The organism is Actinomycetes bacterium (assembly GCA_036510875.1).
Classification (GTDB): Bacteria; Actinomycetota; Actinomycetes; order Prado026; family Prado026; genus DATCDE01.
The window spans coordinates 1-8,563 of the sequence record DATCDE010000374.1 but is presented as its reverse complement, the minus strand read 5'-3'; the positions used below and the strand labels follow the sequence as shown (position 1 = coordinate 8,563).

Below are 8,563 nucleotides of genomic sequence, written 5' to 3'. Positions count from 1 at the left end.
CTCGGAGGGCTGCGCCGGATCGGGATCGATGAGATCAGCTACAAGCGTTCGCACCACTACCTCACCGTCGTCGTCGACCACGACCAGCGACGGCTGGTCTGGGCCGCGCCGGGGCGGGACAAGGCGACCCTGGGTGCGTTCGGCAAACCGGCCACCTGTGGCCTCCTCCCGGATACCGCGCGGGCCTCAGGGACGCCAGAGGCGGATGTCACAGAACTGGAGTTCATCTGGCCGCGCCGTCCACTGTCCAGCGTCCTCCGCACACTTTCCTTGAATTGCCGCTCGTCGGACGGAACGTCCGACCATGCCGCGGATAGTGCCAGCCACTGCTGGATCACCCCGCCCTGCATCACATTTGCGCTCTTGTGCCCAGGTCTGGCTGATGATCACCGAGATTGTTCAGGCCGTCGGTTTGGACCACCAGACGGGGTCGCGCCCCGGCCGGTCGGCTATGCCAGCTGCCAGCCGTAGACCCCGGTCAGCACGAGCGCGTACAGGATGACGGCGTAGTACCACCGCCCGCCGAGCTTGGGCGTCTTGATCGGAGCCACGTTGAGGGCGGCCAGCACCATCAGGGCGATGTAGAGCACGATCGCGAAGATCGCCGTGCCGGCGACTGGTTCGACGACGAAGAGGAGCGCCAGGACGATGACGTTGTTGTCGAGGGCCAGCCCCCGGTAGGTCGAATCGTCGAGCAGCCCGAAGACGTTGAAGTAACTCAGCCGGATCACCCCGGTAGCGAGGATCACGAACGCGCCGGGGACGAACCAGACGTTGAAGCGCCCGACGCTCAGGAGCAGGGTTGCCGGCGCGACGCTGAAGCTGACGAGGTCGATCAGTGAGTCGAGCTGGGCGCCGAAGGCCTGCTGATCGGCTGTGCGTCGATTCATCTGTCGGGCGATCAGGCCGTCGCTCCAGTCGAAAACGACCGCCCAGAGCAGTGCTATCACGGCCGCTGGGTAGACGCCGCGGATCGCGAAGTAGAGCCCGAGCACCGCGGCCAGCAGCCCGGCCAGCGAGCACACGTTGGGCAGGTCCCGGGCGAACGAGAGCATCGGCCCGGGACCGGCCGACGGCCGCGACGCGCCGCGGCTGCCGCTGCCGCTCACACTGCCGCATCGGCTCACCCCGCCGCCCCAGCGCTGAGGGCTGTCCGCCCGGACCCTCCTGCGGGGTGCAGGTGTCTGGGGAACACCAGTTCGGCCGCACGGAGATCGGCCGGCGTGTCGATCTCGTACCAACGGTCGGCGGGGAAGATCACGGCCTTCGGGGCCATGCAGCCGTCGGCGGTCATCTCCTCGAACACGTACTCATAGAAGTAGCCAGTCTGGCCGGCTGCCACGTGCTGGTCGAGGCGCGTGCCGACCTCGGCCCAGGTGTCGCGCGCCAGACTGCAGATGTTGACCGCCATGTAGTGGTCGACGTCGGTGCAGTGCTGGCCGTAGACGCCCGGGGGCGCGGTGTAGAAGGCGTTGACGTGGCCGTCCCCGCCGAGGGTGACCGTGGTCCCGCTCATCCACGGCAGCTGCCTGGAGACGGCGATCCGGTCGGGGTGCAGCAGCGGCGCCAGCAGATCCTCGTCGAAAACGAGATCGCTCTCGACCAGCAGGAACGCGTCGTCGATCACGTCTCGGGCCAGCCACAGCGAGTAGATGTTGTTGGTGGTCTCGAACAGCGGGCTGACGATGTACTCGATCGTGATGCCGCCGAAGCGCTCACCGAGGTAGTCGCGGATCGCCGCGGCCTTGTAACCGGTGACCACGACCAGGCGCTCGAACCCGTGACCATTCAGGGCGAGGACCAGTCGCCCAAGGATCGGCACCCCGCTCACGCAGACCAGACACTTCGGCACCGCGTCGGTCAACGGCGCCAGCCGGCTGCCCAGGCCGGCAGCGAGCAGCACCGCGGTGCGCACCCGTGCACCATCGGTCGCGAACTCGTGGCGATTCATACGCGTCCCTCGGCTCCCCGATCCCCCCGAGGCGGGCCTGGGGGGTCGGACAAGGCCGTCAAGATGTCCGAGCCGGCTCGACGACCACGCCGCCCGACGGGATGAAGAGTCGATCCCCGTCCTCGTTATCCCAGCGCACCACGTAAGGCGGCTCCCCATTACGGCCCCGCACCTCAACGATCCGGCCGCAGCGCTCATGAGTGCCGACGGTGCGGCTGGGGACGTGGATCTTGTCTCCCACTTGTGCCTGCATGACGACCTCCACCACCCGCCCCGGTTTGCGTCCTGCCCCAATTCAACAGCGTTCCAAGCGTCGGCGCGCGGGTCGTTCGACCCGACGCCGGTGCCGCCCAGCGGTCGGCAGGACCTCGCCACCGAAACCAACTTCCCTGCTGACACGACGCCCGCAGCCACACCACGTCAGCCGAAGTAGCCCTCCGACGCGCCCGGGAGCCTCCCCGCCGCTGGGGGCCCAGGCCGTCTCGCAGCCCGGCCAGCGAACCGCCCCGATCGGTCCCCTCTGCGCTATCGCCCCAACTGGGCGCGGAGCAGTCGGTGGGACTCATCCGCGAGGCCAGCGAGGTCTTCGAGGGAGTGCTCACCTGCCCAGCAGACCGGATGGGTGATAACGAACGGGGTCCATCCGTGGACGTCGGTGTCGACGGGGACCCAGCGAGATGCCGGGAGCGTCGTCGGGTCGCTCCAGTCGGTCGGGCCTGTGTCGATGAACGAGTCACCGGACGCCACGCCCTGACCGCAGAGCGAGCAGATCCCCACGTTGTCCATGCCTGTGAGTCTGCCTCACGACCCGAGCGCGATCGGCAGCACTTCGGTCGCGCGGTCAGCGAGCGCCCGAGTGTTGGTCCGCCTGCTTGGCGACACGCTCCAGACGGTCCCGGTGGGACTGCCAGGATGCCTCGTCCAGTGCGGGGAGGTTCCCGTTGCCGCTCCGTAGTCCGGCTGCTCCATCGATGAGTTCACGAACGACGTCGGCGTGACCGGCATGGCGATGCGTCTCGGCGATGACATGGACCAGCATGCGATGCAGGGACACGTGGCCGTCCGGTGACCACCACGGCACCTGACCGACCACGTCCAGATCGAGGGCTTCCACGGTGGCATCGGAGTGAACCCAAGCCCGGCGGTAGAGACCGACGATGTCGGCCCGAGTCTGATCCTCGGTAGCCCACATGTCCGCGTTCGGTTCGGCGTCATCATCGAACCACGGCAACGGCTCCCCGAACGGGCGGCCGAACACGTCCCCTAGGTACCAGGCTTCGACGGTGGCGACATGCTTGACGATCCCGAGCACGTTGGTTCCCGTCCGCACCATGGGGCGTCGAACGTCATACTCCGACAGGTCGTCCAACTTCCAAAGCAGAGCCTCGCGGGCAGCCTGCAGGTACAGGTGAAGATCGCTCTTCACTACGCCAGAGTCCATCCGAGAATCGTGCCCGATCGAAGCAAGAACAGGCGAGCCAGAACGGCACCTATGCACGGGTAGTTCGCCACTGCTCCCGTTGCTGCCGCAGTTAGGGCAGGAGTGCGCCGAGGTAGGTGGCAGCCTCTTCGTCGGTGGTCATCGGCAGCGGCTTTTGCACGGCCCAGGCACCCACCGACCCTCTGGATCAGGTGCGATCAGTTGACGGAAGTACCTGGGCTCGCCGGTCTCCCATACCAACGAGCATTGGCTGCCGTCGGGCGCAGTCACCCAGGCATCGCCCACGTCGCCGTACGAGGCGAACATGCCGATGAGGAAGCCTTCGACTTCAGCTTCGCGGTAGCGCGCCTCGTCATGGTCCACTCGCGCATCCTGCCTCGTCGCCACCGCGGAAGCGAGCGCGATCAGGCACTTCGCGTGCAGCCCCGGCGGCACGCTAGCGGTTCATGCGCGCCGGCGTGGTAGGCAACGGCGACGGCACTGCCATGGGGTAGCGGAGCGGGCTACTCCCATCGGAATGTTCGGACCGCGAGCGTGGTGAAGACGATGGCGTAGATCGCGAGGACGGCCAGGGGCCCGAGGCTGGGGAAGTTGCCCGAGATGGTGTCGGTGAGGGCTTGGACCGCGGCACCGGTGGGGGTCTTCTCCACGACGGCGCGCAGCGGGGCGGGCATGGTTTGCAGGGGCCACCACAGTCCGGAGCAGAACGCCAAGGCGAAGAAGAGGATGCCGCCGATGGCCCCGGCGGCCTTGGCTGTGGGCGCGGTTGAGGCGATCAACAGCCCGAGTGGGAACAGGGCGGCCGCGGTCAGGAACAGGGTGAGGGCCAGTCCGGGGAGCGACCCCGGTAGGCGCAGGTGGAACGCGGCGGCGCCGATGCTGAGGATCAGCGTGATCGCGGCGACCGCTATGGCGGCGTAAACGGTGAGCTGCGCGGCGAGCAGCCGGGACGGGTGAACCGGGGTGACGGCCAGACGCCGGAGGAACCCGAGCTCACGGTAGGTGGCCAACCGCAGGGGCAGCGCGTTGAGGGCCAGCATGGTGAGCGTGAACACCATGAGGATTGGCCCGTAGGCGTCGAGTGGTGTTAGCCCTCCGAGCGCAGCCTGAGGGTCTTGGAACGTGGGGATGTTCCCGAAGACGACGATGAGCAGGACCGGCAGACCGAGCCCGACGACAAGGCCAGCGGGCTCACGCACGTTGAGCACAAACTCGGTGCGCACCAAGCGTGCGAACGCTCGCGCCGACTGAGCGACAGGCACGACCGAGGTCGTTGTCATGCCGAACCGCTCGGCGCTGGCCCCGGCGCTGGGTCTGCGGTCAGGGACAGGAACGCCTGTTCGAGGGATGCCGAGTCGACGCGGACCTCTCGCGCCCGGATGCCCGCCCGTGCAGGGCGAGCACGACGTCGGTGACCAGGTCCCTCACACCGGTGACCACGACGGTGTCCCCGTGCCGGTGCACCGAGGACACATCCGGCAGGCTCGTCAGCAGCTCGTCCGGGAAGGGTCCTGAGGTCCGGAAAGACATACGAGTCAACCCCCCGCCCTGTTCGGTCAGCTCGGTCGGCGTGCCACAGGCCACCAACCTGCCCTGATCGATGACCGCGACCCGATCGCAGAGACGCTCCGCTTCCTCCATCGAGTGGGTGACCACGACCACGGTCACGCCGCGAGCACGCACCGACTCGATCAACTCCCACGTCTCCTGACGCGCATGCGGGTCCAAGCCCGTGGTCAACTCGTCGAGGACCGCCACCTCCGGATCGCCGACCAGCGCCAGGGCGATCGACAGGCGCTGCTTGAGCCCTCCGGACAGCGCTCGGAAGTACACGTCCCGGTGAGCGGCCAGGCCGAGCGACTCGACGAGATCCGGGATGTCGACCGATCGCCGGTAGAACGACCCGAACAACTCCAGCACCTCACTGACCCGGATCTTGGCCGGAAGCGCACTCTCCTGCAGTTGCACCCCAACGCGCTGCCGCACCTCATTCCGGTCGGTCTGCGGGTCGCGTCCCAGCACCCGAATCGAGCCGCTGTCAGGCACCCGCAACCCGGTGATGCACTCCACCGTGGTCGTCTTCCCCGCCCCGTTCGGTCCCACCACGCCGAAGATCTCGGCAGCCTCCACCGTCAGGTCGAGATCGTCGACAGCCACCAGCGACCCATACGCCTTACTCAGGCCACGGACCTCGATCACCGGCACGGCAACACCTCCACCCGCACCATCATCCTCGGCCACGACAACCCCACGGTCGAGGTCTCCCACGTGAGTCCTCCGCGTTCTGCTCGGGAGGGGCGGGCCAACTGAACAACGCCGCGGTCGTGACCCAAGTGCCTGCCTGAGCCGCTCAAGTAGCCGGTTCTTGTGCTCTGGTGTCGGGTCGTTTCGGCCTGCGCCGGACTGATCTTCGGGGGTTCCGCGGGTCGATGCCTTTGAGGACCTGTTCGTTCTGCCCTTTCGGAGGTCCTCATGTCTGGTTCGACGCAGGTGATGCGCCCGGAGCCGCTGCCGGCGTTCGGCGCGGTGCAGCTGGCCGCGGCAGGGTTCTTGGCTCGCTACTCGGGGCGCACGAGGGAGGCGTACGTGCTGGACCTGCGGGCGTTCTTCGCCTGGTGCACCTCATCGACGCGCGGAACGGGGTGGCGGCCGATCGGCTCGCCGAGCTGGCCACCGGCCGCGGCGACGTTGACACGCTGAACTACCTGATCGACGCGGGCAACGAGTTGGCAGCGGACCGCCTAGCTGAGGTGGCTGCCGCACACGGCGATGTCGACACGCTCAACCGCCTCGTCGACGAAGGCAGTCAGGTAGCCGCCACACTGCTGAGCCGGATCATCAGCGAAACCGAGTAGCTGGGCGGCAGAGGCTCCGCCTTCAGGGTCGCCCCTGCGGATCAAGTGCGCATCAATTCGGCGTTCGACGGGACGACGGTTGGTGTGGGGCGCAGTGCAAGAGGCGGCATGAAGCCGATTCCTTGGTCCAGGCGGCGACGGTGATCCCGGCCTTGATCTATCCCGACGTGCGCGAGGCCGTCGCCTGGCTGTGTTCGGCCTTCGGGTTCGTGGAGCGCGTACGGATCGGCAAGATCCACGCGCTCAGCTCCAGTTCGGTGACGGCGCGTTGATCGTCGGCAATGTCCGCGGCGATAGCCGTCCTCCCCTTCCGGGCGAGGTCACGCACTCGGTGACGGTGCGAGCAGCAGACGTGCGAGCCCACTGTGAACGAGCGCGCGAGAACGGCGATCGCGACCTGATGGAGCCGACCGACTTCGCGTACGGCGAAGGGTGTCCGCGGTGGTGAGCCTGTACCGCATCGGCACAGCCGAGGTCCCGGACACCGTCGACCCGGCGAACCACCTGGAGGTGTGGCTGGTGCGGCGATAGGGACTGACTCCTCTGGCGGCGCCTAATCGGGCGGTGTGACGGTGGTTTCGTGCCGGTCGCTGTGGTGAGTGTGGTGGGCCTGCGCAAGTCGTATGGCTCGACGGTGGCTGTGGATGGGGTCTCGTTCGAGGTCGGTGCCGGGGAGGTCTTCGGGATCGTCGGTCCGAATGGGGCGGGGAAGACGACGACGGTGGAGTGTCTGGAGGGGTTGCGCGCCCCGGACGCGGGTGTCGTCCGCGTGCTGGGTCTGGACCCCCAGCGGCAGGGGGATGCGCTGCGTGAGCGGATGGGCGCGCAGCTGCAGGAGTCCGCCCTGCCGGCACGGATGCGGGTGGGCGAGGCGATGACTTTGTTCGCCTCCTTCTACGCACATCCGCTGCCACCTCGGACGCTGCTCGACGAGCTGGGCCTGGCCGATCGGGTCCGGGTCGCGTGGGGCGCTTTGTCGGGTGGGCAGCGGCAACGGCTGGCGATCGCGTTGGCGCTGGTAGGTGATCCCGATCTGGTGTTCTTCGACGAACTGACCTCGGGTCTGGACCCTCAGGCCCGACATGCGACCTGGGACCTGGTCCGGGGGGTGCGGGATCGAGGCAAGACCATCGTGCTGACCACGCACTTCATGGAGGAAGCCGAACGCCTCTGCGACCGGGTGATGATCATCGACCAGGGGCGGGTGGTGGCCCTGGACGTGCCCGCGGACCTGGTCCGTACGCTGGGAGCCGAGCAGCGGGTCACCTTCGTCAGCGAGGACGCCGGCGACGACGTCTTGGCTGCCCTGCGCGCCCTACCCGCGGTGACCCGGGTGGAGCGCTCCGGTGGCCGGGTCACCGTGCACGGCGAGTCCGACCGGTCGCTGGCCCCGATCCTCGGCGTCCTGGACGGAGCCGCGGTGGCCTTCCACGACCTGCGCACCGAGCAGCCCAGCCTGGAGGACGTGTTCCTCGCCCTGACCGGCCACCAGATCCGGGACGGCGCGCCATGACCACGCTGACGCAGACCAGCCGTGGGCTGCTCCCGATGATGGTCGTCCAGGTGAAGCTCTTCCTCCGGGAGCCGGTGGCCACCTTCTTCACCATCGCCTTCGCCCCGCTGCTCCTGCTGCTGTTCGGCGTCATCTACGGCAACGAACCCAACGAGGTGTTCGGCGGGCGCGGGTCGATGGACGTCACCGTCCCCGCCTACATCGGGATCGTCATCGTCACCGTCGCCCTAATCGGCATCCCAGTCCAAACCGCCACCAACCGCGAACTCGGGGTCCTGCGCCGCTACCGGGTGACCCCGCTGCGGCCGCTGAGCTACCTGATCGCCGACGTGACCGCCTACTACCTGATGACTCTCACCGGGACCGTGCTGCTCATCGTGGTCGGGGCAATGACCTTCGGGGTGCGCCCAGCCGGCAGCGTCCCCGCCATCCTGGCCGGCTTCACCCTCAGCGCCCTGACCTTCTTCGCCCTGGGCTACCTCCTGGCCAGCCTCGCCCCCACCGCACGGGTCGCCCAGACCATTGGGATGGTCCTGGCCTACCCGATGATGTTCCTGTCCGGCGCCTCACTCCCGCAGGAACTGCTGCCACCCGGACTCCGCCACGTCACCGACTTCATCCCACTGACCTACGTCGTCAAACTCATGCGCGGGCTGTGGTTCGACGCGCCCTGGGCCAGCCTTCGTCTCGACGTCGCCGTGCTCAGCGCCATCCTCATCATCGCCACCGCCCTGTCCGCCCGCTTCTTCCGCTGGCAATAACCAACTCCCGGGGCCCCGTCCGACAACGCCACCGAGGCGCCG

At 68.0% G+C, this 8,563-nt stretch carries 11 protein-coding genes and 1 pseudogene; 5 read left to right on the top strand and 7 right to left on the bottom strand.

Going from position 1 to position 8,563, the window contains the following annotated elements; translation table 11 throughout:
* Positions 1-132: pseudogene (locus tag VIM19_21280) on the top strand (transposase).
* 317 nt (positions 133-449) lie between these two features.
* On the opposite strand, the gene VIM19_21275 reads toward VIM19_21280, so the two are convergent.
* The 7 genes from VIM19_21275 to VIM19_21245 form a co-directional block, all read right to left on the bottom strand.
* The gene (locus VIM19_21275) at positions 450-1,109 is read right to left on the bottom strand and encodes a CDP-alcohol phosphatidyltransferase family protein (protein ID HEY5187362.1); all 660 of its coding nucleotides are present in this window, start codon (positions 1,107-1,109) and stop codon (positions 450-452) included.
* Positions 1,110-1,123: 14 nt separating this feature from the next.
* The gene (locus VIM19_21270) at positions 1,124-1,915 is read right to left on the bottom strand and encodes a phosphocholine cytidylyltransferase family protein (protein HEY5187361.1); all 792 of its coding nucleotides are present in this window, start codon (positions 1,913-1,915) and stop codon (positions 1,124-1,126) included.
* Positions 1,916-2,009: 94 nt separating this feature from the next.
* On the bottom strand, positions 2,010-2,204 hold the full coding sequence (locus tag VIM19_21265) for a DUF1918 domain-containing protein (GenBank protein HEY5187360.1): 195 nt from the start codon (positions 2,202-2,204) through the stop codon (positions 2,010-2,012).
* 588 nt (positions 2,205-2,792) lie between these two features.
* Entirely contained in the window at positions 2,793-3,392 is a 600-nt protein-coding gene (locus VIM19_21260; protein ID HEY5187359.1) for a DinB family protein, read from the bottom strand.
* 138 nt (positions 3,393-3,530) lie between these two features.
* Positions 3,531-3,755 (bottom strand): hypothetical protein, encoded by a 225-nt coding sequence (locus tag VIM19_21255; protein HEY5187358.1) that lies wholly within the window; start codon positions 3,753-3,755, stop codon positions 3,531-3,533.
* Positions 3,756-3,895: 140 nt separating this feature from the next.
* Positions 3,896-4,615 carry an ABC transporter permease gene (locus VIM19_21250; GenBank protein HEY5187357.1) on the bottom strand — a complete coding sequence of 240 codons (720 nt, stop codon included), beginning with the start codon at positions 4,613-4,615 and terminating at the stop codon, positions 3,896-3,898.
* A 97-nt stretch (positions 4,616-4,712) separates the two neighbouring features.
* Complete coding sequence (locus tag VIM19_21245) at positions 4,713-5,597, bottom strand: ABC transporter ATP-binding protein (GenBank protein HEY5187356.1); 885 nt, start codon at positions 5,595-5,597, stop codon at positions 4,713-4,715.
* 410 nt (positions 5,598-6,007) lie between these two features.
* Between VIM19_21245 and VIM19_21240 the strand changes: the two genes are divergently transcribed.
* From VIM19_21240 to VIM19_21225, 4 genes are all read left to right on the top strand, one after another.
* Positions 6,008-6,247 (top strand): hypothetical protein, encoded by a 240-nt coding sequence (locus VIM19_21240; protein HEY5187355.1) that lies wholly within the window; start codon positions 6,008-6,010, stop codon positions 6,245-6,247.
* Between the two features lie 140 nt (positions 6,248-6,387).
* Positions 6,388-6,519, top strand: a complete 132-nt coding sequence (locus tag VIM19_21235) for a hypothetical protein (GenBank protein ID HEY5187354.1) — start codon at positions 6,388-6,390, stop codon at positions 6,517-6,519.
* A 308-nt stretch (positions 6,520-6,827) separates the two neighbouring features.
* Positions 6,828-7,760, top strand: a complete 933-nt coding sequence (locus VIM19_21230; protein ID HEY5187353.1) for an ABC transporter ATP-binding protein — start codon at positions 6,828-6,830, stop codon at positions 7,758-7,760.
* Positions 7,757-8,521 carry an ABC transporter permease gene (locus tag VIM19_21225; protein ID HEY5187352.1) on the top strand — a complete coding sequence of 255 codons (765 nt, stop codon included), beginning with the start codon at positions 7,757-7,759 and terminating at the stop codon, positions 8,519-8,521. Before VIM19_21230 ends, VIM19_21225 begins: the two co-directional genes overlap by 4 nt.
* Positions 8,522-8,563 lie beyond the last annotated feature (42 nt).

Bases quoted from the DNA above. Each gene is read 5' to 3' on its own strand.
- VIM19_21225 (HEY5187352.1), top strand. From the start codon at position 7,757: ATGACCACGCTGACGCAGACCAGCCGTGGGCTGCTCCCGATGATGGTC.
- VIM19_21265 (HEY5187360.1), bottom strand. From the start codon at position 2,204: ATGCAGGCACAAGTGGGAGACAAGATCCACGTCCCCAGCCGCACCGTC.
- VIM19_21260 (HEY5187359.1), bottom strand. From the start codon at position 3,392: ATGGACTCTGGCGTAGTGAAGAGCGATCTTCACCTGTACCTGCAGGCT.